Below are 22,974 nucleotides of genomic sequence, written 5' to 3'. Positions count from 1 at the left end.
TCAGCCCTTGAACACGAAGCTCGCGATGCTGTCGGCGAACCCGTAGAACAACGCCGCACCGGCGATGACGACGCAGCCGAGCATGATGTTGGTGATGGTCATCGCGTTCTGACTCATCTGACCCTTACGGGCGCTGGCGATGATGCCGATACCGACCACCAGCAACAGGATCGGGATGATGTTCTTGACACCCCAGGCGACGATGCCGTCGGAGTTGAACCTGGGTGCCATCACCACGACATCCGTGACGAGACTGCTCATTTCAAACCCTCCCGAGAAGGCTCGCCACGGCAAGCAGCAATATCAGCCGTCTCCCCCGAGCGAGCGCGGACTTGATGTGCGTACCTACTCAAAACGACCAACACCGTTTTGGGAAGGGGCCTGTCCAGAAGCAGGAAGATTTTCGGCAGATGGCCAGATGCCAGCTGACACAGGGATCTGCGACACGCGCGCGCCCCACTGTGAAGATCATGCGACTCGCAAGAGCGCCGCGCTGAACATGCGAAAACTTCTCGGGGTGAGGCTTGCGGGCACGAGCCATGCCCGGGCGATGTTGCCGTGGCGAGCTCCGATGCCGGTACACCGATCAACGCCCCCGGCTCTCAGCAACGTGCTCGCAGAGTGATGGCCTCAGACGGCCTTGCCGTGTCGGCGTCGGACTCGGACGAAATTGCTCAGTGGCCCGCCTTGCGCAACCAAGTACCCGAGGGGTGCGCTGATGCTCGCAAGGCCCAACCGTGCCCCGCGAGTCCTCGCCTCTGCCAGACAGCCACGCAGCTCGGCATCGCAACCGGGCTCCACGCGCGGCACGCGGGACAGGTCGAGCCAGACCTTTCGACACCCCTGCGCCAGCGCGGATTCCATGGCGCGTTCGAGGTCGTGGACACCGATGAGGTCAAGCACGCCGTCGACCTCGACCGTCGCGACACGGCCAGTCACGGACAGGATCACCCCAGGCATTCGACTACCCCCTTCGGCTCGTCTGGCGCCCCTCGGCACCTGATGGCGCAAACGGTGCGCGCCACCTCGATCGTGAGCGAGAGATGAGGCCACGGGGTTGCCGTGGGGTTGCCGAACGGTTTCCTCCCGGACGAGTGCCGCCAGCGGACTCATGCGGGATGGAGGCCCGGACGCCCGTCCTCGACGGCGAACGCCGCAGCCGTGTGCGCCCGGGCCCCGGGCTTCTGGACGTAGCGCAGCACCTTGAAGTCGACTTCGGCATGCGAGCGGTGGAAGCGAGCCAGAACATATCCGCGTCGACTGGTGGCGAACTTGATATGCGGGTTGGCCGCCATCTCGGCGCGGATCTCCGGGGTGGTGTCCTGCCCATCGCCCCCGCTGGTGATCGACGTCGTGATCAACTCGACCCCGATTGGTCGGGTCTCGGGCCGATCGAAGTCCAGACGGAGGTCGTTGGCGTAGTGGCGGTGCACGTCCCCGGTGAGCACGACCGGGTTGCGGACGCCACGGTGGGCGAAGCCGTGGAGGATCCGCTGTCGGTCGGCGGCGTACCCGTCCCAGGCGTCCATCCCGACCTGCAGACCTGCCGACCGCGAGGTGTCGCGCTGGGCGAAGAAGATCTGTTGGGCGACCACGTCCCAACGGGCCCCGGAGGCACCGAGTCCGCGCAGCAGCCACTTCTCCTGGCGCCGGCCCAGAATCGTGCGACGGGGATCGAGGCGTTCCTGACAGCCGGCCATCCGCTCGTCGCCGCAGGCCTGGTTGTCGCGATACTGACGGGTGTCGAGCAGGTGCACGGTCGACAGGTCACCCCAGCGCACCCGGCGATAGATCCGCATCCCCGCGCCAACGTGGCACCGAGGAGCGACGCAACGGCATGTTCTCGTAGTAGGCGCGGAACGCGGCGGCCCGCCGATGCCGGAAGCCAGGCTCGGGGTGCTCGGGGTGGAGCCCCGCCCAGTTGCCGTCCACCTCGTGGTCGTCCCAAATCACGCTCCACGGCGCCGCCGCGTGCGCCGCTTGGAGGTCGGGATCGCTCTTGTATTGCCCGTGGCGCTGCCGATAGCCCGCCAGCGTGACCGTCTCCGGTCCGAGAGTTCGGCGTACGTTGTGCGGGTTCGCCACGAAGCCGTTGTGGCGGAACTCGTAGAGGTAGTCCCCGAGATGCAGGACCAGGTCAGGCCGTTCCTCGGCCAGCCGCCGGTACGCCGTGAAGAATCCGTGCTCGTACTCCGCGCACGAGGCCGCGGCCACCGTGAACGAGCTCGGCGAGCTCTCGTACCCCGGCGCGGTACGTGTCCGACCCACCCGCGAGTGGTGGCGCTCTGCCCTGAAGCGATAGAAGTACTCACGCTCCGACCGGAGCCCACGCACCTCGACGTGCACCGCATGCGCCTTCCGCGGCGTCGCCCACACCGATCCATGCCGGACCACTCGACGGAACTCCACGTCCTCCGCCACCTGCCAGTCGACTCTCACCTCGCGCGAAGGCATGCCGCCGCGGCCGTCGAACGCCAACGGCTCGGGGGCGAGTCGGGTCCAGAGCACCACGCCGTCCGGCTCTGGATCGCCGGAGGCGACGCCGAGGGTGAACGGATCGCGGGTGTCTTTGGCGACTGAGCGACCGCCCGCTGGCAGCACGTTTGCCTGGGCAGGTGAGCCAGAAGCGGACGCGAGTGCGAGGGAGGCGGTGCCGCCAGTAAGGACGGCGCGACGACCGAGTTCGATCACATACCTGAGGGTCTCGACAGCACGGGTCGGGCTGGCGAGGCCCAGACGGATGGCCGGCTAACGGCGCACCAAGTTCAGGAATCAGCGCCATGTGTCGTGATGCTGGGAGTCGGGTGCGCCTCGCTGTCGGAGACCACGGCTACTCTCGAATCCGAGCCTTCTTCGCCGTCATCCATCGGGAGGTGAGCGGCATGAGCGAATCGACACATCCGAAGCGCGTGGTGATCGTGGACGCCGACAATCCACTGCAGGAGATCCACGGCGAGTTCTTCTGGCGCGAGGATCATGAGCGGATCCTGTCCGCCGAGCGTCAGACCTCGTACTGGGACGGCTACAACGAGGGCCGCACTGCCGCCGAGCGCGGTCAGCCGACGACCGTCCTCGTCCGTTCGGCGCGCCCCGGGCTCATCCGGCGCGCGACGGTTCGGATGCTCGTGCTCCTGGCCATCGTCGCCTTCGCCATCGACGTGTTTCTACCGGCACTCACCCACATCGTTTAGCCCGACTCCACAGGCATTCGGCTGATCGGGCGTCATCCACAGATCGCCCTGAGAAGGCTTCTTCGATGGGCTCCCCTGCCACAGGGTCGAGGCGTCAATCTCTTCCAAGCGTCGTCTCGGGGAACCCATGGATCTGCGCTCCCGCACGGCAATCGCCGTGCTACCAGCTCTCCTGTGCTTCGCATGCGCTGACGTCAGCGGTGACCAGAACGCGCGAGCCGCAGCCGCATTGCCGTCGACGCAGGCGACCGGACCCGGGTTCGCCACCCCAAGCCCCTACGTCCGACACCTGACCGCACGATTCGTCAGGGCCGCCTGCGAGTACGACGCGGCAACGGACGGAGCGCGCGACTTCCTGGCCAGCATTGACCGGCTGGTCACCCCTCATGAGCTCTCGCGGCTGGCGGACAGTCCCCGCGCGCACCTGCCTTGGCGGGTCCTGCGCGCCCGTCAAGAACGCACCGATGTTGCCGTCGACGGCATCAGCCAAGGCGCTTCTGCGGCACCAAGGGTGCGAGTCCTGGTGTGGATCACGGTCACAACCAATTCGAGCTTCGCAAAGGTGCGTGAGCACGAGCACGTCACGCTCAGCCTGATCCACGACCACTCGGGCTGGAAGGTAGAGCGGGCTCGAGGAGCCGGGCTGTGAAAGCGCCACTTCTGATCGCTGCTCCGGTCGCTGCCCTGCTGAGCATGGTGCTAGGCGTGGTCGTCATCCTGTCGCCGGGAGACTCCGCATCCGGGATGCCAGCCTGCATCCCCGCAGCGACCACGACCGCTCTCGACGTCCACCTGGATCGTCAGCAGCTGTCTGTAGCGGCGACGGTGATCGCGGTCGGCAAGCAGCACGACGTGCCACCCCGAGGCTGGGTGGTCGCACTCGCCGCGGGGATGCAGGAGTCCGGGCTACGCCCACTCCCGTATGGCGATCGCGACTCCGTAGGCGTATTCCAGCAGCGCACCAGCTGGGGACCTCTGAGCGAGCGCCTCGCCCCCCGCAGTGCCGCGGTCATGTTCTTCACGGGTGGACACGCCGGACAGCCGGGCCTGCTCGACATCGACGGCTGGGCAGCGATGCCCGTGACCGAGGCCGCTCAGGCCGTCCAGGTCAGCGCCTACCCCGACGCGTACGCCAAGTGGGAGCCAGTCGCGACACGGCTCGTCGCGCAGCTGTCCCACCTCGACGCCAGGTGCGACGCAGCGGCCGACGGATCGGGCGGCAGCTGGACGTTCCCGCTCGGGGACGCGCCGTACGTCGACACCGCAGGCTTCGGCGACTGCGGTGCGCACTGGGCGGACTGCCACACCGGCCAGGACTTCGCGGCACCGATCGGCACCCCTGTGATGGCGGCAGGCGATGGCGTCGTCACGTTCGCCGGCTGGGCCGGGCCCTACGGCAACGCGATCCACGTCCTGCATTCGGGCGGCACCGCCACCTGGTATGCCCACCTGAGCCGGATCGACATCAGGCCCGGCCAGCGGGTGCACGCCGGCCAGCTCATCGGGCTCGTCGGTGACACCGGCAACACCACCGGCCCCCATCTGCACTTCGAGGTGCGCACCGGTGCCTCGCACTCGAGCGACGGCACCCCCATCGACCCCCTCCCCTGGCTGCACAGCCACGGGATCAAGTGAACAGGAGAGAACGATGCGATTCCCCAGCCAGATCCTCCACGAAGTCCGCGTCAACCCGGACCCCGGCAAGCTCCCCGGTGGCGCCCAGATCCAGCAGATCCTCGACGGCCTCGGCGGCTGGGCACTCTTCGCGGCACTCGGCGGCATCTTGATCAGCGTCATCATCTGGTCGCTCGGGAGCTTCGGCGGCAACTACCACGCCGCCTCCCGCGGCAAGACCGGCGTTCTCGTCTGCGGTGCGGCCGCGCTGATCGCCGGCGGGGCCGGGCCGATCATCAACTTCTTCGCCAACCTCGGCTCGCAGATCCGCTGACCCGCGGAGTGGCAATGCTGACCGAGACAAGCCCGATGACGGGCACGCTGAGCAGCTCCGCCTCCGGCTGCGCCTGGTGGAATCTCGCCTGCCAAGGCGCCCATAGCGCGGCCGAGAGCGCCGCCAGCACCGGCATGAGCGCCATCACGCAGTCGATCGCGTCCGGTGCGCAGATGCTGATGGGCGAGCTGCTCAAGAACCTCGACGACTCCGCCACGGTGCCGCTGGCCGATCCGACCTATCGAGGTGTGTACTTCGGCTTCCTCGGGCTGGCCGCGCCGCTGATCGGTGTCGTCCTGCTCATCGCCGTCGCGGTGGCATGTGTACGCCGGGACGGGGCCACCCTCAGCCGTGCCGCCGTTGGCGTCGGGGTCGCTGGACTGGGCGGAGCCTTCTACATCGTCTTCGCCCAGCTGCTGGTGGCCGTCGACAACTGGCTCTCCCACGGAGTCGTCAGGGTCACCGGCTACGACTTCGCCCGATCAATCCAGGGCCTGGGTGCCGGCTTCAATGCGGTCGCCGGCAACGCCGGGCAGTTCGCTGCGAACATGCTGCTCATCCTGCTGATGATGACCATGCTGGTCGCCGCGCTGATCCTGTGGTTCGTCATGATCTTCCGCAAGATCGCGATTCTCGTGGTCGTGGCCTTCGCGCCGCTGTTGATCGCCGGCTACCTCTGGACGCCCACCCGCCGCTGGGTGGTCCGCCTGACCGAGGTCCTGATCGCGCTCGTGTTCACCAAGACCGCCATCTACACGCTTTTCGGGGTCGGGCTCGCGCTGCTCTCCAGGGGCAGCGGCCAGTCGCTGAGCGACTTCGTCGCCTCCACGGTCCTGATGTGCGGTGCCTGCTTCGCGCCCGTGGTGATGCTGCGGCTGGTGCACTTCGCCGCTGACACCCACCTGGCCGGCGACGCCCTCAACACCCTGCGAGGCGGCACCGCCCCCGTCACTGGCCGCGCGGCCGGCGCCGTGGCCGGGATGGGACGGCACGACCATGCGCGCTCCCAGGGCCAGGCCCGATCCAGCTCGACCGGACCGACGGCGCAGGGAGCTCCCGCCATCCAGTCGGCGTTGAGTCCGAGCGCGTCAGGAACCTCAGGTGCCGTCGGCAGCACGGGCGCGGCTTCGGCCGCCGGCCCAGCGATGGCGACCGTGGCCGCCGCCCAGGCCACGACGGGCGCGGTACGGAGTGGAGCTGATCAGGCAGCCAACACCGCCGACGGGCTCTCGACCGGAGCACGCGGTCCCTCCCTCGACACCGCGGCTGACGCCGACTCCACGAGCACACGCCGCGGTCCCGAAGCACAGACCCAGAACATCAACTCGGACGGAGAGACGCCGTGACTGTCCACGACACACCCGCGACCCACAGCTTCGGACGCCGTGACCGCGGCGGCCTGCTGCTCGGGCTCCGAGCGCCGCAGCTGGGACTGCTCGGGATCGGCTGCGCCTGCCTGCTGCTCGGGCTCCTGTCCGCCGGTGCCCGCGGCGGCGGCGCGGGGCTCGCCGTCCTGGCCTGCCTCGCGTTCCTCGCCCTCTTCCCGGTCCAAGGCCGCGCTCTGGTCGACTGGGCCCGACCCGTGGCGAACCACTTCTACGCCCGTGTGAAGGGTGAGGCTCGCTACTTGGGTGGGCCGTTCGCGCTGCGCCGATGCGACTCCCGGGTCAGGCTCGACCTTCCCGGACTGGGCCAGCAGCTGCGACTCTTCGAGACCCGCACGCTGGACGGTCCGGTCGCCGCGATGCGGATCGGTGAGCGGTGGACGCTGGTCCTGTCGGTGCGTGGCGCCAACTACGTGCTGGCTGACCGCGCCAGCCAGGAACGCCGGATCTCGGCCTGGGGTGCCTTGCTCTCCCAGGCCGGACAAGAGGGATCGCGCATCGCGGCGGTGCAGTGGCTCGAGCGGACCATCCCGGACAGCGGCCACGACCTCGCCCGATGGTGGCGTGAACACGGCGACGAGCAAGCCCGCTATGCCGATGCTTACGCCGAACTGATCGGACGCGCCGGCCCCGCCGCCACCCGTCACGAGGCCTACCTGGCGGTCTCCATCGACGCCCACCGGCTGCGGAGGCAGATCCGCCGTGCCGGAGGTGGCCCTGAGGGGACGACCAAGGTGCTACTCGGAGAGCTCGCCTGGATCAAGCAGGCACTGCGATCTGCCGATATCGAGGTACTCGGCACCCTCGACGCCGCCGACCTGGGACGACTGGTGCGGGGACAGTTCGACCCCGTCTCCTCCGACTCACTCGACGACGACCAGCGCCAGAGGCTGCCCATCGCGGCCGGACCCGTCGCCGCCGAAGGCAACTGGGACCACTACCGCTCTGACAGCGGACTCCACGCCGTGTACTGGATCGCCGAATGGCCTTCGGTCCCCGTCGAGGCGGCCTGGTTCTACCCGCTGCTCGCACTCGGCGGCGTACGACGAACCGTGACCCTTACCTACGAGCCGATCCCCCCGTCAAGGTCCATGCGCGAGCTGAGAAGCCTCCGCGTCGGCAAGCGCGCCGACGAAGCGCAGCGACACCGGCTCGGACAGGTCGAGACCGTCCAGGATGAGGAGGAGTACGACGCTCTCGAGCGCCGCGAGCGCGAGCTCGTCCGCGGCCACACCGAGTACCGCTTCACCGGCTGGATCACCGTCACCGCCACCGACCGCGACCAGCTCGAGGCCGCCTGCGCCCAGGTCGAGCAGGCCGCCGTCCGCAGCGCGCTCGAAGTGCGGCGGATCTACGGGGAGACCGACCAGGCGTTCCTCTGCGCAGCCCTCCCCCTCACCCAAGGTGTCGGCCGATGACGCGAACAACCATTCAGCAGCACGGCCGTCGGATGTCGGTCCGTCGGGCCACCGGCAGGTCCCTGCGACGGATGAGTGTCCCGGCCCACCGGGCGACCACCCGCAACCTGCAGGCCGCCTACCCGTTCATCGTCGACGCCGCGCTCGGGTCCCGAGGTGTCTACGTGGGCCGACAGGCGGGGTCCGACGGGAGCTTCGTGTTCGACCCGTGGGAGCTCTACAACGCCGGCGTGATCACAAACCCCAACATCCTCCTCGCCGGTGTGATCGGCCGCGGCAAGAGCGCACTGGCCAAGTCACTCGCCCTGCGGATGACCGCGTTCGGTATCAAGGTCTACGTTCCCTGTGACCCGAAGGGCGAATGGGGAGAGGTCGCCCGCGCCCTGGGATCGGAACCGATCGCGCTGGGCCGCGGTCTCCCCGCCCGGATCAACCCCCTCGACCCCGGGCCCAAGCCAACCGCCATGGCAGTCGAGGAGTGGCACCGCGAGGTGTTGGCCCGACGCAACAGCCTGCTCGCCTCCCTCGCCGAGACCGCGTTGGACCGGCGGCTCCAGCCCGTGGAGCGCAATGCCCTCCTGGTCGCCCTCACCGCAGTGACCGACACCCACGCCCGCGCCGGGTCGACCCCGGTGTTGCCGGAGATCGTCACCGCCCTGATGGCGCCGACCGAGGCCACGGCGAAGGCGTTGAACATGACCGGCCGCGAGCTCGCCGTGGAGTCGCGGAACCTGGCCCTCGAGCTGCGCCGCCTCGTGGTGGGTGACCTCGCCGGTCTCTTCGACGGCCACACCACCCACCCGATCGACTTCACAGCACCCGTCCAGGTGCTCGACACCTCCCGGCTTGCAGGCGACGACACCGCCGTCGCCCTGCTGATGACCTGTGCCTCGGCGTGGATGGAGGCCGCTCTTGCCGCGGCCGGCTCCGAGCGACGGCTGGTGGTGTACGACGAGGCGTGGCGCATGCTCCGTCACCTCGCACTGGTCCGCCGGATGCAGTCGCAGTGGAAGCTCTCACGCGCCCTCGGTGTCGCCAACCTCGCGATCGTGCACCGCATCTCCGACCTGGGCGCGGTCGGCGCCTCGGGCAGCGAGGCCGTGGCACTCGCCCAAGGGTTGCTGGCCGACTGCTCGACCCGGGTCGTCTACGCCCAGGAGACCGACCAGGTCGAGCCCACCGCGGCCGCCCTCGGGCTCACCGACGTCGAGGCCGAACAGCTCGTCCACCTCCCCCGCGGCCGCGGCCTGTGGAAGGTCGGACGGCACTCCGCCATCGTCGACCACATCCTCGGCGAGGCCGAACTGCCGGTCGTGGACACCGATGCCCGCATGCGCACCGGGAGCCGGCCATGAGTGACCAGCGTGCGGCCAGCAACGATCCCCTCGTCGCCGGCGCCCTCGGAGTTGCGGGCCTCGTCATCGGCTCGTCCGCGCTGTGCTGGATCGCCGCCGTCGGCACCCTGTGGTTGACCGGCGCCGCCACCGGGCCTGCCCCGTTCCATCGCTCCCCCGGCTTCGCGCTGCGACTCATCCACGGCGACCACCCGAGTGACGCCTGGACGACGACGTACCCCCGCGCGGCGGGACTCACGGGCTGGCTGTTCTGGCTGCTGCTCGCGCTCCTGGCGATCCTGCTCCTCGCAGGGAGCCTGATCATCGTGCGCCGGGTCTACGCCGGGCACTCCAGCCGTTCCGAGCCGGCGACCTGGGCGACCTGGCGACAGGAGCGGCGCCTCGCGGTGCCCACGGACCCGGCCCGGCGCAGCTGGCGACTGACGGCCGGGCGTGGCCGCGCAAGTGGCCGGTTGCTGGCAGGCCACGACTGCGTCTCCGCGGTGGCGTTCGGCCCCAACGGGTCCGGAAAGACGACCAGCCTCATCATTCCCAACGTGATCGACTGGGACGGCCCCGTCGTGCTCACCACTGCCAAGCCCCAGGACCTGGCCCCCATCTGCCGGGCCCGGGCGGCATCCGGGCCGGTCTGGGTGGTCGCGCCAGGCGGCGCCCCCGGCCACGGGACGGTCGGATGGTCCCCGATCTCGGCCGCGAGCGACGACGACCAGGCCGACCGTATCGCCGAGTGGATGGTCGACTCGTCCGGGATGAACGGGGACCCCAAGGCACGTCCCTGGAACTCGCAGGCCCGCAAGTACCTCAAGGGTCTGCTCCTGGCCGCGCACCTCTCCGGAGGCGGCCTGACCCAGTGGGTCGAGTGGATCCACGGTGGCGAACGGGCCCGCGACCACGTCGAGGACATCCTCCGCGGCGCCGGCCACGATGCCACCGCCCGCGAGTACTCCTCCACCTGGTCCATCCACGAGGAAGGCAAGGGATCGGTGCTCTTCACAGCCCTCGGACTCGCCGACACCTACTCCCGCCCCGGGGTCGCCGACGCCGCGGACCGAGGAGGCTTCTCCCCGGCCCAGCTCCTCGACAGCAGAGGCACGCTGTGCATCGTCACCCCCAACGCCGAGGGCGACCGCTTCGCGCCGTACTTCACCACCCTGGTCTCCGCGATCGTCCACGAAGCCGAATCCCGGGCCGCCGCCACGAGCGGGCCACTGTCGCCCCGGCTGCTGCTCGCCCTTGATGAGGCTGGCAACGTCTTCCGCTATCCGCGACTCCCCCACCTGCTCACGACTGCACGTGGCAACGGCATCCAGCTGTTGCTGATCTACCACGACCTGGCCCAGGTCGAGCACCTGTACGGCGGCCGCGAGGTTGCCCGCACCGTGGTCTCCAACGCGAAGATGAGGATGCTCCTGCCCGGCGTCGGCGACCTGGAGACCCTGCGGTACTGGTCAGAGCTCATGGGTCAGACCCGGACCGAGACCCATGGCACCACCACCGGCACCGACGGACGCCGCAGTCGCACCCGCAACGAGCACACCGACCACCTCGCGCCGCTCCACCGACTGCAGCAGCTCCCGACGGACAGGCCGTGTTGAGCTACCAGAACCTGCCGCCGGCGCGGGTGCGCCTGCTCCCCTGGTATCGCGATCGCCGGTTCCGCGCACTGTGGTCATCCAGCGGCAGCACAGAAGGGAAGACGTGATGAACGCCGCCACAAGCACTCCGACGCAGGCAGACGATTCAGTCCTGCGCCAGCTCATGAACCATGCACAGCTGATCAGTCAGATCCGCCAGGACATCGACGCCCTCGCCCACGAGGCGACCGACACTGTCGCCGGCCTCATCGCCCGCCTCGAAGACATCGAGTCGCAGAGCACCACGCCGGGCAGTGCACCCACCTCCTGGTGCTGGCGCAGCATCGGCTCCAACGCCGCCGACGAGCTCTGGCACCTGCTCACCGACTGGATCAACTGGATCCGTGGCCGCTACCCCCTTGCCCGCAAGATCCCGCCCTGTTGGGCCGACCACCCCGAACTCGTCGAGGAGCTCACCGCCCTCTGGCTCGCATGGCAACACGCGTACGAGGACCGGAACGCACCCCTGACCGCCGCTGCGGACTGGCACGACCGGTGGCTACCCGGCGTGCTCTACCGACTCGAGCACGGAGCCTTCGCCCTCGACTGTGCCAACGACCACCACCCTCGACCAGCCGCCGCATACGCGTCACCGGAGCCCAACGGGGTCGCCGAGCGGACGCGAGAAGGAGATTCCGCCCATGCTGATTGACCCAGCCCTCATGAGCATCCGTCGAGGTGGCAACCCCGAGTACCTCAACATTGACTACGACGACAAGCAGATCGGCCACCTCAGGATCAACGCCGACGGTCGAATCACTGGATCGTGGGCCACCAACTACTCCGACCGCCCTCTGATCGACCTCGCAGCGCGCTGCTACCTCGCAAGCACGAGGCTGCATTAAGGGCCCGCTCGAAACATTGGTCTAAGCGCCGCTTTCGAGGGCGTGCGGAACTATTCGCGCCCAGTCGGAGCGAGGGTGGGTGGGCTCGCGTTGCCCACCTGACTTCGCCTCAGACTCCGGTGCACAGGAACGCTGGTTCGCCGAGGACCGGCCAAGACTCCACGGCATCGTGGCCGGTGGTGCCACCGGGTGTGGTGTCGAACAATTGGATGCCGAAGCGGTACGGCTTCGCCAGGTCGACGACAACGGGGACGCTCATGCCCGGCGTCAGTGTCGGCGAGGCGTATAGCTGCGTGTCGTCTGCGGTGAAGGTGATCGCACCGGATGAGTCATCGCCGGAGATGTCGGCGATGCCGAGGACAGCCTTGAACGCCTTGCAGTGCCGCCCGGGGGTGAACCGACTCTCCCAGGTTCCGGTGTGGGAGTACGTGAAGGGTCCCCACCCGCTGTACGCCTGACCGGCGATGGTGGTGGTCCCGAAGCCGGCTGCGTATGGCTCGGCCTCGTAATACGGGCGGTACTCATTGAGAGGGATCCAACGCCATACCGTGATGGTGAGCGCGCCCGAGGTCACGGGTCTTGTGGCGCTGCGGTACCCGACGGAAACGCGATAGCGCTCCGAGTTCTCATCGGTGGCGACTGCCTTGAATGGGACCTTGCTCCGGCCATTGACCTTGACCGTCTTCACGGTCTGCCACGAGGCAGTGCCGTACGGCGGTATTTCCCACTTCTGGAGCGTCGCAAAGGTGGCGAGCTTGGGCGACTTGACCGTCGCCGTCAGGATCAGCCGGTCTCCTTCTTCCACCTGGCCCGCCGAGGAAGTCAGCACCGGCCTGGCGATTGTGGCGACGGCGGCTGGGCTCGAGAATGCTGCGGTAGACGTTGCCGCGCCGGCCGGAGCGCTCATGCCTCCCAGCGACGCCAGACCGAGCAGCAAACCGGCGACCAACCCGAGACGCACACGATTCAACACCTTCACCCCATCGCCACAGACCCCTGCTTGCGACCCCGAGTATTGGTCATTCAGCGTCCCAACATGGCCCTTTCACGGAGACGGCTCACCATTGACGTTCCGTGAGCACGAAGAGACTCCAGGCCAGGCAGCTATCTCATTACCAACAGTTCCTGCCGGCGAGTCGCGGTCACAGGCCCGGGGTCAACGCGGGTGCGGCGCCGCGGCTACCGCGGGGACTTCGGCACTCCGTCAGGTCGCGTGCCAGCCCCCGTCAGTGTTCGGGGGGACGTGAGGTTGCCAGGTTCTCGCGGTGTGCTCCTGCGGCCGACTCGACTCCCACATCAGGGACTGGACTCGATCTGGCTCATTTCACGCTTGTGCGCGTGTAAGTCGCCGACCGATGGTTTCCTGACGCCATGACCGATCATGGCCGCTACGGCGACGACCGCACCTTTGCTCTCCCGGACGGCTGGGCGCCACTGCGCGACGAAGTCCTTGCAACCGCCACGGACCAAACCCTCGCCGCCGTCACCGGCACAAAGGCCGTCGAAAGCCTGGTGCGTTACTACGATCGGAACGGCTCATATGCGGGCACCCTCTTCCTCGACGCGCAACCGAACGATCCCAACGCCGTTGAAGCGTCAGACCTCTACGCCGTCACCACGCTGAGCATCAAGCTCGACGCGCGCCAGGGTCGCCTGCTGCTCGACGAAGGCGATGTCCGCGAGCAGGTGAAGAGGCACCTGCGCAACCTCGATCCGTGCCTGCCCATCACTGACCTCACCCATGGAGAAGGCGGCAGCGCGGAAACACTCGCCCGGATGTACGAGCTGCACGGCCAGTTCCGGTCGTTGCTCGCCGGCGCAAGCAATAGGTGGGTGACCGCAGCAAAGCTGTGTGCGCGAAAGCGTCCGCGGCTGTTCCCAGTCCGCGACAACCTTGTGTGCGAGTACCTCGGTGCCGGGCGCTCGCTGAAGAGCGGGGACGGATGGCCCGGCGATTTCTCGATCGACATTCAGGTGTACGGCCATCTCATGACGAACCCGAAGATCGTCGCCGCGCTGAGCTGGCTGCGTGAAGAGCTCACGGCGACCTACGGTCTCCGCGTTGACGTGGAGGATCTGCGGCTACTCGACAGCGCTCTCTGGATGGCCGCCCGCCGACACCTTCGCAGCTGATCTCATTCTCTCGTTCTAGCGAGCTATCGAACGACGGAGACCACGTATGCGTCGTGATCGGAGAGTCGACGCCCGCTCACGGACGCTTCCAGGCGCCAAGCACCGTTGACATCCCAGGTGATCGGGACCGCGATGTGGTCGATGGACCGATGCCCTTTCGACGCGCTGCCCAGGGCACCCGTCGGAACCGAGAGCCGTGAGTCACTCACGAGTTCGAGGATCCTTGCGCGGCCGGCCGCACTGCCGGCGTAGTCGCGACCCTCCAACGCCTGGTTCCAGTCACCGCCCCAGATGGTCGCTCCCTCGACGTGCTCCCGCAGACGCGCCAAAGTCACGCTCATCTTCTCAGCCAGGGACGTCTCGTCCCAAGGAGCGCTGCATGAGCGCCATGGCAGCACCGAGCTCATCAAGCGGACGCCGTCGCACAGCGCCATCGCGGTCGCAGGGTGCGGGTCCGGCTGAGGCGCGAGACCAACGCTGCTGAAGATGCCCGCCCACGTCTTGCCCGGCCCCATCGCATGCGCCGTGCGGTGAGCAGTCATGCCGGTGATCGATGCCTCTGATGGCACCTCCGTCACGAGCCACACGTCGCACCCTTGACCTTCCAAGAGCGCCCGATGCTCCGAAGACCACCTGCCCTCCAGGTTCCAAGTCCCGATCCGCACGTGAAGATCCTGCCGGGTGTCGACTCGTCCCGCTCCCGAACCCAGCGTTCGGCCTTGGAGGGTGCGTCAAACCGCCGCTTGCCGTCCACCAATCGGCTGATGGCTCGGCATCATGTTCAGATGGCTGTCGGCGGAGAATCTGTCCACTTCCAGGCGTCGGGCCCGACAGCCGGCACTCAGCACCGCGACAGGCTCGAGTCACTTCGTCAGGACTGCGCGGCTTGGTACTTGTCAATCACGTCCTGTCGGATCCTGCCCCGCGGAGATACGTCGATACTGTTCTCCAACGCCCATGCACGCACGGCCGAACTGTCCAGCTTCGACTTCCGCGAGCGGTTGACCGGTCTGGCCGGCCGCTTGGCGATCGTTGTTCGGGTCACGCTGCGCAAGAACTCGAGAAGCGGTCCGACCTCCTTCTCGTAGCACTCGTCACACAGGTCGGCGGTCGTCTTGAACGCATCGATGGCGAAACGCCGAGTTGTGCCCGGCACTTCCTCACCTCGCTGGTGGTGACGGTCGCAGATCGTCATGGTTACTTGTGCCATGTTGGGTTCCCTCTCTCCCTGACAGGAGCGTAGCCAAGTCCAAAGAGACATGGGCACCACAAGAATCTCGGGATACCGCCGAGACCGATGTCTTCCGCACGGAAAGCGCATGGGACGAGACGACAACGGCTTGTCAGGACGTTCGATCGAACTCGCCCAGAGTCACTCTGAGTTTGGCAAGGTGCTTTCGATGCTCGACTGGCCACCTATTGCGTTCAGGGTTGCCAGTCCGCATCAGGATGCCGGGATGTGCAAGTGAGCAGCTCTGACGGTGTGCGCTCCTACTTGGAGGTCCGTCTCACCACTCAAGACTGTCAGGCGTCCGGGCCGCAGGTTCTGCATTCAACGAAACTTCGTGGCGCCGAGGAAAGCGAGACGGGATCTGGCTCCGATCTGCCCTAAGGCTGTGTCTTACCGCCGCCAGCCGGGCGGAGGCCAACCAAGGTGGCAGACGGGTCCCAAATGTAATGAACCGCCGGAGTCTCGGGTCTCCGGCGGTTCGAGGTAAACCTAACTAGGGTCACCACAAGGGAGGCTCCGGAAACCCGCAAGACTGACGCAAGGCTCGAGGACGGCTGGACGGTGGAGCCGAGCGGTCCGGCGGACGGCACACGGGCACACCTCACGGACCGGCGGATAGCGAGCCTGCGTCATTGCGCCGCCTGTCCGCGTGAACGTAAGAGACTGGCGGCCTGACGAACGGGACGTCACCGCTCGCAGCCGAATTACGTCTCGATCTGCAACCCAGCACCGGAACCTAACTGACCAGGCTGCGGGCTTGACGCTAAGTGAATCGCGAGCGAAACAAGGCGTGCCGCATGTCCCGGCACTAAGTCGCAGCCGGTTCAAAGGCCAGCGGCAGCGCGGTCTTCATCGTGAGCCAAACTTGTGCTCACCGTCCAGCGAGGAGAACCGAAGTGACCAGTCCTGAGGACCGACGCCCCATCGGTCAGCCGACCGAGCAGCCCGAACGGCATTCGGAACAACAACCCGCCCTCGAAGGCGAGTCAGGTCACGCCCCCTTCGGCATCGAGGAATCGCCCTGGCTGGGATCGACGGCAGAAGCGGCCCTTCGCGCAGTTATTCCGGGCTTCATGGAGGACACTTCCGCAGCGCTGTACGCACGTTGGTGGCAGTTGGAGTGCTGGCTTCGATCGCTTGCCTACGTCGAGCTCAGGGCGTTGCATGGGACTAAGTGGATCGACGCTGTGAAGGCTGCAAATCTCCGCTTGGAGCAGGACGCCGTGTACACGCACATGGCCGGCCCGGACAGCGATAACCCTCTCGCGTATCTGGACTACAGCCAAGTCGTCGAATTGATCGAGCGTTTCTGGGACCAGATCGGCTACGCGTTGTTCGAGAAGGCGTCGTGGCAAGGTCGCCAGGTTGACCTCAAGAGGATTCGCCACAGGATCGGACACATGCGCCGTCCACATGCTGACGACCTGGGCCGGCTCGAGCAGGTGCTGCGCGATCTCGAAGGGGGGACGTTCAAGGCCCTGAGCACGTACAACGACCGGCACGTCCCTGATGCCGCCTTGTACAGCGATGCGGTGACGACCGGCTGGATTCTCGGCGAGCACGAGGATGCTCGTCGGCTCGTGGCACACGCGGATCGCCAGTACGAAGCGCGAATCCGAGTGCGGGTAAGTACGCGCACTTGGGCCGAGCGAAGCCCGACAAGGATTGCCGGGACCCCCGGCCACCTGTGGCACGTCGACTTCTTCAAACGTGGTCGAGGCATCGACGTACCCGCGTTGTGGCGCGACGTGGAGAGCAACGATGTCGGCCGACTGCTCGTGCATCTGGAAGCACACGGAGGTCATCACGTCGGATTCACCTTCAGCGCCGTCGACGATGACTCCAAGGTCGCCGACGCGATCGGAAGCGCCTTCGACTACGTACTGATGAATCTCGCCCACGGTCACCAGGTGGATCACGGCGCAGATTGGTCGCGCCGGATGCGGGACATGGACTACCGGATCGTCTCGGGTGATGGCTGGACGGCTGTTGATGAGACCACCGTGCCGATCAGCAACTTCGGCGCCGGCGGCGGGGTCACCAAGCGCCCACGCGGGTGAGGCTCCAACAGTCATCACCCGATCGAGCAGGACGGAGAGTCCACCAGTGGCACCTGGCGAAACCTTTCGAAGTGCCGCGCTGACCCTGTCCCCGCGCCCGCCGAGGGCTGAAGGGGTCAGAGCCGCTTCAGCCGGCGGCGTCGGTGCCGCCAGTGGCACAGTCGGCAAGGAAACCGCGCGGACATACCAGCGGGATCAGTCGATCAACGCAACCAGCGTCCTACCGCCGCCGTTGGGAGTGTCCATGGCAGCTGTGGCGTTCGTGCCTCGCGTTGGGGGTTGAGCGACAGGACAGCGACGAAACGCCCGCGGGGTCCGATCACACGGGCACACGGGTGCGGCATTCCGCCGCGACCGGGCTACGCGGTCAACTCACTCTGAATCTCGCGCAGGTTCGCCGTACACGGGATCTTCCGCTCGGGGGACTATCTGTGCGTCCTCACGGATGCTTCCTCGATCGCGGTCAGAACATCGTCTAGCCACGCCCGAACCTGGTCTGTTGACAAGTGCCCGATGCCAGTCCGCGAGCCGCCGTAGTGGATAGTCGAACTGTCGAATCCCGGCTCCAATTCCAACAGTCGTGTCAACGAAGGTCCGGCATCGTCTTCCCAGTGTTCGAGCACATTGCGCCACAATCGGACGTCTCGGGGATCTGGATACGCAGGAATGTCATCGCCGGGTAATAGCGAACTGGCCTTCTCTATCTGAGCCAAGACAACGACCACCAGGTAGGTGGCATTCTGCGTGTCCCAAAGATGTCCTCTCGTGAGCACGTCGGGCCGAGAGCCAACGGCCGCCTCCCACTCTTCGTGTCGCCCGTGACGGTGGAGGTTGACTCGAAGTCTTGTGTCCATTCCTGCTCTGGTCATCCGTTGGTCAGCGGCTTCCAAGGCCGCTAGGCGCTCACCGGCAAGATGGATCCACGCGGCTAACCGGTGACGCATCACCCGGCGAAACCTGGAATCGTCCGCCTGGTCAGTTGGCTCGTCCTTCACCCGCACAGCCTCTCAGGCTTGTCGCTGATCCGGTGTGGGCTTGCGTTTGACCGCCGCGCTGCTCCCCACTCGTGTGCCAAGTCGACAAGGTCGCGACCCAATCCGAGAGGTGCGTCTTACCGCCGCATACATAGGCGGGCACCGAAGTGCCCAACCAGCGGGCAGCAACGGTCGAGCCTGCATTCCAAGTCGATGCAGGCGCCGGTCGCGCTCGTTTGTGCTCACCTGCCCCCGCATGGACAACGTGCCGTGAAGCCGTCGCCAACTTGCACCACAGCCGCTGCAGATGTGCCAGCCGGCAGCTCATGCGTGTCCGCTCCCTCAGAACGAGTCGACCGTAACGTCGCCGTCACGCTCGCGATACCGGCGCCCGACAGGCGCCCCGTGTCCAAGTTCCTCAAGCTCCGCGTACTCGACTTCCAGACCGCACAACGGGCAATGTAGGTAGCCGAGGTACAGGTCATATTCGACCGAGCTCTCATCCTCCTGGACATCGCTGAGTTCCGCGTCGAGCTCGAACCACGCAAAGTGCCCACCGGTTGGGCACTGGCTCAGGAAAGGGTCATCAGCGTCTGGCTTCACTCTCGGGTCAGCCGCCAAGTCGCGCAGGACATCGGCGGGCAGTCGCTCATCATTGAAAGCCACTCGTTCGATGCTCTCCACTTCTTCGCGAACGCAATCGGCGCGCGAGCCGACCCATTGCTCTTCAGGATCGCGGTGGCGATCTCCCCCATGCCCGAGTCCTCTTGGAGCCACTCAATAATGCTCAGCCGCAGGTCCTCGAGGAGTGGCACGCCCAGCCGCATCGTCTCGGCAAGGGCACCCAGGCTTGCAGCTTGGTCGGCCTGAGCCATGTGGACCGCTCGGTTCCGGGGGCGGAACACAGCATCGACACGCGCCTTTTCGGGAGGCTCGGCTCCAATAAGGTCGTACGCCGTTTCCACAGCAGTAGTGCCATTGACCGTGGTGACGTCGGCTAAGGACCACACGTCCGGGTGGCCGCGCCCCTCGAGGAACGCGACCGCGGCCTCACGGTACTTCTTGGGGGCTCCGCTGAGCGCGCCGCGCTCCCGCCCGAAGATCACGGCCTTGGCGAGCAACTCAAGAGCAAGTCCTGCATTGCGGGCTGAGACCACCGGCTCGTCAACGTTCGCGAGCGCCTCACTCAGAGCAACTGTGGAGGCCTCCAGCAGGTGCACCTGGAGGCCGTTGGTTTGGAACGCCGACATGAACTGCGAGGCGAAAGCCGCATCGACACCCTTAGGTCCATTCACTTCCTTAGTCACCCGCATATCGTTCACCATCTCGAGGCCGCCGCAGGTGGTAACGGCTCACGCAGGTCGCGCCCAACCGGCGGGGCTTGACCCTGTACCAGGACACCGGATGGCGAATCGGAGCCTGGACTGGGTTCCCGTGCGTCATACCGCCGCCCATGGGCGAAGACCCGGGTGCCCAGTTCGTTGAGTGAACCGGGCTAAGTAGTGCGTTCTGTTCCGTTTCTCCCGCGGAAACCTTGGTCGCCTGCGACGATTGGTGGCCTCACCAACCTATCCATCGGGGCCGTTCTAATGACTTTCCTAGTTGTTTGGCTTGTCTGCGCCATCATCGGCGGACTCATCGGGACGAATAAGAATCGCAAGGCGGAAGGCGTTGCCCTTGGGGCCCTGCTTGGTCTGATCGGCGTGCTCATTATCGTCTGTCTGCCCGCGAAGTCGCCCGCGGCCTGACCGTGCCAGCGTGTCGGCCACCTCCGCGTCACGTTAGGTCCCCCGTGCGGCTCGATTCCGCGTCCTACCGCCGCATGCCAGGTCCCTTTGAGGCGAAGGACGTCGCCCCGGCCAGTCGGTCCTGAACCTCGGGCTGTATGCCCGTCACGCACTCGAACTGGAAGTCCGCGGGAAGTCTGACATCTTCCCGGCCCATGTCCTGGCGCGAGTACCTTGTGCCTCGTCGGGCCGTGCGTCTGCTCGCACGCTACGCGCCAGACGTCCCGCATTCCGCCATGTCCTCGGCTGGACACGCCGGCTGCACTAACAGACTGCTGGTGTCAGCGTCGGCGCTTGGTAGCCGGGGCGTCCGCCTCGGGTGCGCAAAAGCTTCGGATCTCCGGCGGCGCCCGGGGTAGCCTGCAGAGGCGTGGCGGGCCCGCGTCACGGTTCCGGTTCGGGAGGGACGCACATGCAGACACCTCACAGGATTACTGTCGCAATCACGGCGGCTGCGCTGGCCGTGGCCTTGTTCGCTGGAGGCGCATCCGCCCAAGGTGGATCGAAGCCGGTTATCCAGGACGCGCAAGGATTCCGTGCCCCCATCAACGGCAAGGGCGGAATCGAGAACCCTTACGTCTCCTGCACCAACTACAGGGTCGAACCACGCGTGCGATGGGTCCTCAAGAACACGGCGACTGGGTACACCCGCACGTATCGATGGAAGGGCGCGCTGCCGGGGGTGTACTTCCCTCGCGTCAAGGTCGGCACGTACCGGTCAACGACCACGGCGTGGTGTCGAACTACCAAGGCAACCCGCACCCAGACCGTGCGTGTCACCGAGAAGACACTGAGAACCACCATCTCACGCGCGGAGTTCCGTCGTATCAAGCGCGGCATGAGCCGGGACCGAGTCCGCCACATCGTCGGCTATCCCGGCCTGGACGCCGGGTCGTACGCGGGCGAGACGACGCGCAACTACGACATGATGGCGTTCTGGAGATGGGCCTCCATCACTTACCGTGACGGGCGCGTGGTCCGAAAGGCCTGGGACGTCGACCACGACTGAACCTCGTCATGCGCCAACGCGACCCACGAGCAACAAGCCGTTGAGTTCTGACGCCCCGCTCGCGCTCGAACTGTTGTTGGCGTCAGCACGCTGATCACCAAGCACAGCATGACGGGCATTCTGGTCGTTGGCTCAGGCGCAGGCCGAGGACGTGCGCGACGTGCTCGACGCGTCAGTCGGAGCATCAGCCAAGCTGACACGGGTCGGATGCCATTCGATGACCGGACAATCACTCAGTTGGAGGTAGAGGTGCTAGGTCCAGACTTCTTCAACAACGCCAGCGCCCTGCTACCGATCCTGCTGCTGACCAAGGTGGCCGACCGAGCCCGCAGACAGACAACCGGCAACGTCGTCTCTCCCATGACGCTCCACCGCTTGTTCATCGTCGTGGCGCTCATCGGCGAGGTCGGCGCACTGGTGGGCGCATCGATGGAGGACACGAGGGGCTGGATGATCTGGTTGCTGTGGGCTGCCCTGCTCTTCTGCGGCGCCCTCTTCGCATGCGAGTTGCTGCGGGCCGATGCGGGCGTTGGCTGACGCAACTGGTCTGCCACATGAAAAGACCCCGGTAGACCCGGGGACTCTTCTGATAACTGGAAGCTTCTTGCAATGACGCGAATTTCTGTTCCCAGACGATTCACACTCTTCAATACAACACTCTTAAGTCCTTCCAGTGCCTCCACTCTACGCCCGCGGCAGGACCGGCGGCAATGCCCCGTGGAGCACAACCGCGTGTGACATCACCGAGCCGCGGAACCCGTGCGGGTCGGCCCGGCCCGCCGCGACGTCGGCAACGGTCCAGATCAACAGGTCGACATGCATCGGGACGCCGTGGACAGCATCGCAGAGCGCCGCGCGCAGCGCAGGTGTCGGCCGCTCCGCCACCACCACGACGAGATCCACGTCGCTGAAAGGGACCGCCCGCGCCTTGGCCCAGGAGCCGAACAGCAGCACGGCCACGGGGTCGCACACAGCCGCTATGGACTCCGCTAGGTAGGTGGCGAACTCATGCATCGGAGGTTCCGAACCGCAGGAGCAGCCATGCATGGCGTACGACGCCCTCCGCGAGCGCGTCCCATCCGGCATCCGCTACCCGCTTCACCTGAACGGTCCACGTCCCCATGAGGTCCTGGGCACCCGGAGCCCAGCCCGCGATCGCATGCTCCAACCCGCCGAACGCGTTGTCGCGAGGAGCATTGGCGTCGATGACGACACCGCCGGGCGGCGTGAGGCGAACGTCGAACGCGTCGAGGTCGGAGTCCAGGAAGAGGTCTGCGCCGGTCACCACCAGCCGCTTGTGCTGGGCGAGCTGCTGGTACAGGTATTGCAGAGCATCGACTCCGAGGTCGACCGAGAGGACCTGCTCTCCCGCTGCCGGGTGGAGGAATCGGGACCACGGTGCCGCGTACGTGCCGTCAAGCCACAGCACCAGAGCGCCGTGCTGCGGCAGTGCCTCCGCCACGGCTCCCCGCGCCAGGTCGGTCAGCGCCGCAGATCCTGGGTCGCCCTCGTACTCGAGGCTCAGCACGAAGTCGGACAGCGTGCTCAGATCGAGGGCGTTGTCGCGCGGGTCCACCACGATGGTCCATCGACTGATCGCACCCGCTCCCTCGAACGCGTCGTAGCGGTCGTCGGTCCGCGCACCGGGCACCCGGCCCTTGTCGGTGACGCCGTGGCTGGTTCGGATGGAGGAGATAGCGGCCGGCGCTGCGGCGAACCGCGGGTCGCCGCCGAAGGCGTCGCCGAATCCGCCGCCGACGTCGTCATTTGTCCGTACCACGGCGGACGTGAGCGTCAGCCCGGCGTGGAAGCCGGTGTATGGGCCGGCGACGCAGGGGGCGGTGACCGCCACGGACAGGATCCGCTGGTTGATCCAGCCCGGGTTCTCGCGTGCCAGCATCCACTCGGCGATCTCGATGGATGTCGTACCGGTCGCCTTCAGCTCGAGCAACCGGTCCGGCATCAGCGAGGCCAACGAGATGTGCGTCGTCGCCTGCATCCTCC

25 protein-coding genes are annotated in these 22,974 nt (G+C 66.8%); 14 read left to right on the top strand and 11 right to left on the bottom strand.

The features are described from left to right. The 4 genes from H0S67_RS07250 to H0S67_RS26515 form a co-directional block, all read right to left on the bottom strand. Positions 1-261, bottom strand: a complete 261-nt coding sequence (locus H0S67_RS07250; protein ID WP_180936036.1) for a hypothetical protein — start codon at positions 259-261, stop codon at positions 1-3. 369 nt (positions 262-630) lie between these two features. Then, positions 631-951 carry an STAS domain-containing protein gene (locus H0S67_RS07245; RefSeq protein ID WP_180936035.1) on the bottom strand — a complete coding sequence of 107 codons (321 nt, stop codon included), beginning with the start codon at positions 949-951 and terminating at the stop codon, positions 631-633. A 158-nt stretch (positions 952-1,109) separates the two neighbouring features. Further along, on the bottom strand, positions 1,110-1,799 hold the full coding sequence (locus H0S67_RS26520) for an alkaline phosphatase D family protein (protein ID WP_219635542.1): 690 nt from the start codon (positions 1,797-1,799) through the stop codon (positions 1,110-1,112). Continuing rightward, positions 1,768-2,691 (bottom strand): alkaline phosphatase D family protein, encoded by a 924-nt coding sequence (locus H0S67_RS26515; protein ID WP_219635541.1) that lies wholly within the window; start codon positions 2,689-2,691, stop codon positions 1,768-1,770. Before H0S67_RS26515 ends, H0S67_RS26520 begins: the two co-directional genes overlap by 32 nt. 191 nt (positions 2,692-2,882) lie before the next feature. On the opposite strand from H0S67_RS26515, the gene H0S67_RS07235 reads away from it, so the two are divergent. The 10 genes from H0S67_RS07235 to H0S67_RS07190 all read left to right on the top strand — a co-directional run bounded on the left by H0S67_RS07235 (position 2,883) and on the right by H0S67_RS07190 (position 11,776). After that, complete coding sequence (locus H0S67_RS07235; RefSeq protein WP_180936034.1) at positions 2,883-3,191, top strand: hypothetical protein; 309 nt, start codon at positions 2,883-2,885, stop codon at positions 3,189-3,191. A gap of 127 nt (positions 3,192-3,318) precedes the next feature. Further along, on the top strand, positions 3,319-3,840 hold the full coding sequence (locus tag H0S67_RS07230) for a hypothetical protein (protein WP_180936033.1): 522 nt from the start codon (positions 3,319-3,321) through the stop codon (positions 3,838-3,840). A gap of 44 nt (positions 3,841-3,884) precedes the next feature. Next, positions 3,885-4,826 carry a M23 family metallopeptidase gene (locus H0S67_RS07225; protein ID WP_180936032.1) on the top strand — a complete coding sequence of 314 codons (942 nt, stop codon included), beginning with the start codon at positions 3,885-3,887 and terminating at the stop codon, positions 4,824-4,826. A 13-nt stretch (positions 4,827-4,839) separates the two neighbouring features. Beyond that, positions 4,840-5,139: a DUF6112 family protein gene (locus H0S67_RS07220; RefSeq protein ID WP_180936031.1), complete on the top strand. Its 300-nt coding sequence runs from the start codon at positions 4,840-4,842 to the stop codon at positions 5,137-5,139. Between the two features lie 14 nt (positions 5,140-5,153). After that, on the top strand, positions 5,154-6,485 hold the full coding sequence (locus H0S67_RS07215; protein WP_180936030.1) for a hypothetical protein: 1,332 nt from the start codon (positions 5,154-5,156) through the stop codon (positions 6,483-6,485). After that, a complete protein-coding gene (locus tag H0S67_RS07210; protein WP_180936029.1) occupies positions 6,482-7,942 on the top strand; it encodes an SCO6880 family protein in 1,461 nt (486 codons plus the stop codon). Before H0S67_RS07215 ends, H0S67_RS07210 begins: the two co-directional genes overlap by 4 nt. A 71-nt stretch (positions 7,943-8,013) precedes the next feature. Next, positions 8,014-9,297, top strand: coding sequence for an ATP-binding protein (locus H0S67_RS07205; protein ID WP_180936028.1), 1,284 nt, complete (start codon positions 8,014-8,016; stop codon positions 9,295-9,297). Next, the gene (locus tag H0S67_RS07200) at positions 9,294-10,892 is read left to right on the top strand and encodes a type IV secretory system conjugative DNA transfer family protein (RefSeq protein ID WP_180936027.1); all 1,599 of its coding nucleotides are present in this window, start codon (positions 9,294-9,296) and stop codon (positions 10,890-10,892) included. Before H0S67_RS07205 ends, H0S67_RS07200 begins: the two co-directional genes overlap by 4 nt. 70 nt (positions 10,893-10,962) lie before the next feature. Further along, complete coding sequence (locus H0S67_RS07195) at positions 10,963-11,583, top strand: hypothetical protein (protein ID WP_180936026.1); 621 nt, start codon at positions 10,963-10,965, stop codon at positions 11,581-11,583. Further along, positions 11,573-11,776: a hypothetical protein gene (locus H0S67_RS07190; RefSeq protein WP_180936025.1), complete on the top strand. Its 204-nt coding sequence runs from the start codon at positions 11,573-11,575 to the stop codon at positions 11,774-11,776. Before H0S67_RS07195 ends, H0S67_RS07190 begins: the two co-directional genes overlap by 11 nt. Positions 11,777-11,885: 109 nt before the next feature. Here H0S67_RS07190 and H0S67_RS07185 read toward each other — a convergent pair whose 3' ends face one another. Continuing rightward, on the bottom strand, positions 11,886-12,755 hold the full coding sequence (locus H0S67_RS07185; RefSeq protein ID WP_180936024.1) for an NPCBM/NEW2 domain-containing protein: 870 nt from the start codon (positions 12,753-12,755) through the stop codon (positions 11,886-11,888). 392 nt (positions 12,756-13,147) lie between these two features. Here H0S67_RS07185 and H0S67_RS07180 point away from each other — a divergent pair, with 392 nt between their 5' ends. Then, complete coding sequence (locus tag H0S67_RS07180) at positions 13,148-13,909, top strand: DUF6308 family protein (RefSeq protein WP_180936023.1); 762 nt, start codon at positions 13,148-13,150, stop codon at positions 13,907-13,909. Between the two features lie 23 nt (positions 13,910-13,932). On the opposite strand, the gene H0S67_RS07175 is transcribed toward H0S67_RS07180, so the two are convergent. After that, the gene (locus H0S67_RS07175; RefSeq protein ID WP_180936022.1) at positions 13,933-14,496 is read right to left on the bottom strand and encodes a hypothetical protein; all 564 of its coding nucleotides are present in this window, start codon (positions 14,494-14,496) and stop codon (positions 13,933-13,935) included. A gap of 284 nt (positions 14,497-14,780) precedes the next feature. Further along, entirely contained in the window at positions 14,781-15,104 is a 324-nt protein-coding gene (locus H0S67_RS07170; protein WP_180936021.1) for an Lsr2 family DNA-binding protein, read from the bottom strand. A 932-nt stretch (positions 15,105-16,036) separates the two neighbouring features. On the opposite strand from H0S67_RS07170, the gene H0S67_RS07165 reads away from it, so the two are divergent. Then, on the top strand, positions 16,037-17,200 hold the full coding sequence (locus H0S67_RS07165; protein WP_219635540.1) for a hypothetical protein: 1,164 nt from the start codon (positions 16,037-16,039) through the stop codon (positions 17,198-17,200). Positions 17,201-18,773: 1,573 nt separating this feature from the next. On the opposite strand, the gene H0S67_RS07160 is transcribed toward H0S67_RS07165, so the two are convergent. Then, positions 18,774-19,481 (bottom strand): hypothetical protein, encoded by a 708-nt coding sequence (locus tag H0S67_RS07160; protein WP_180936020.1) that lies wholly within the window; start codon positions 19,479-19,481, stop codon positions 18,774-18,776. A 291-nt stretch (positions 19,482-19,772) separates the two neighbouring features. Then, the gene (locus H0S67_RS07155; protein WP_180936019.1) at positions 19,773-19,943 is read right to left on the bottom strand and encodes a hypothetical protein; all 171 of its coding nucleotides are present in this window, start codon (positions 19,941-19,943) and stop codon (positions 19,773-19,775) included. 856 nt (positions 19,944-20,799) lie between these two features. On the opposite strand from H0S67_RS07155, the gene H0S67_RS07150 reads away from it, so the two are divergent. Both H0S67_RS07150 and H0S67_RS07145 read left to right on the top strand, forming a co-directional pair. Continuing rightward, the gene (locus H0S67_RS07150; protein WP_180936018.1) at positions 20,800-20,970 is read left to right on the top strand and encodes a hypothetical protein; all 171 of its coding nucleotides are present in this window, start codon (positions 20,800-20,802) and stop codon (positions 20,968-20,970) included. A 237-nt stretch (positions 20,971-21,207) separates the two neighbouring features. Further along, entirely contained in the window at positions 21,208-21,507 is a 300-nt protein-coding gene (locus H0S67_RS07145) for a hypothetical protein (protein ID WP_180936017.1), read from the top strand. Between the two features lie 147 nt (positions 21,508-21,654). On the opposite strand, the gene H0S67_RS07140 is transcribed toward H0S67_RS07145, so the two are convergent. Both H0S67_RS07140 and H0S67_RS27905 read right to left on the bottom strand, forming a co-directional pair. Further along, a complete protein-coding gene (locus H0S67_RS07140) occupies positions 21,655-21,924 on the bottom strand; it encodes a nucleotidyltransferase domain-containing protein (protein ID WP_180936016.1) in 270 nt (89 codons plus the stop codon). A gap of 52 nt (positions 21,925-21,976) precedes the next feature. Then, a complete protein-coding gene (locus tag H0S67_RS27905) occupies positions 21,977-22,969 on the bottom strand; it encodes a Tc toxin subunit A-related protein (RefSeq protein ID WP_281368970.1) in 993 nt (330 codons plus the stop codon). Positions 22,970-22,974 lie beyond the last annotated feature (5 nt).

The organism is Nocardioides ungokensis, assembly GCF_013466985.1.
GTDB lineage: Bacteria > Actinomycetota > Actinomycetes > Propionibacteriales > Nocardioidaceae > Nocardioides > Nocardioides ungokensis.
Note: the sequence above shows the minus strand (reverse complement) of the source record. Positions and strands in the feature narration are given on the sequence as shown.